1 protein-coding gene is annotated in these 280 nt (G+C 66.8%); it reads right to left on the bottom strand.

Annotation, left to right across the window (positions count from 1 at the left end):
- On the bottom strand, window positions 1–280 hold a 280-nt coding region (locus OO68_RS41940), incomplete at both ends, for a glycoside hydrolase family 48 protein (protein WP_033314768.1).

Here is a 280-nt window from a genome sequence, read left to right as displayed (position 1 = left end):
ACCGACGTCGTTGGTGTAGTCGGCGACGGTGACGTGCAGCCCGCTGTTGGCGCCGGGGCTGGAGGCGTTCCAGGTGTCGGGCTGGCCCGACCACTGCAGCGTCGAGGGGATGCGGTAGGTGCCGTCCGGGTTGAACGTGGTCTTGGACAGCGCCCACTTGACCCACTTGTCGAGGACGGTTTTGGCCTTCGCGTTGCCGGTCTGCTGGTACAGCTCGGCGACGCGTTCCATGGACCAGGCCTGGAAGCCGAACCACTGGTTGGACGGCGGGTCGTGGTAG

This window comes from Streptomyces iakyrus (assembly GCF_000717055.1).
GTDB classification, from domain to species: domain Bacteria; phylum Actinomycetota; class Actinomycetes; order Streptomycetales; family Streptomycetaceae; genus Streptomyces; species Streptomyces iakyrus.
This window is presented reverse-complemented; position numbering and strand designations above follow the sequence as displayed.